Consider the following 275-nt stretch of genomic DNA (forward strand, 5'->3'; position numbering starts at 1 on the left):
GCGCCTGGCCCCTCCAGCCGCGCCCGGCCCAGGGCGCGCCCGCTCAAGGGAACCGAGCCGTTGCGTGCGGGAATGATCGATTCCAGCGGGTAGCCGGACAGTCGCAGGTCCACCGCATTGTAGGGCGTGTCCTTGGTCGCATTGATGCGTGCCGTGCCGTTCAGTTCACCGCGATTGAAGTTGAAGCTGATGGGGTCCAGCTTCAGGATGCCGTCCTTCAGATCGGCGCCCAGATTGACCGCGCGCACATCGAACTGGTTCGCCTTCACCGCAAC

At 65.1% G+C, this 275-nt stretch carries 1 protein-coding gene; it reads right to left on the reverse strand.

Features of this window, described 5'->3' with window-relative positions; translation table 11 throughout:
• On the reverse strand, positions 1-275 hold a 275-nt coding region (locus tag FVA95_RS29760), incomplete at both ends, for a hypothetical protein (protein WP_205016068.1).

This window comes from Pseudonocardia sp. EV170527-09 (assembly GCF_008369905.1).
GTDB lineage: Bacteria > Actinomycetota > Actinomycetes > Mycobacteriales > Pseudonocardiaceae > Pseudonocardia.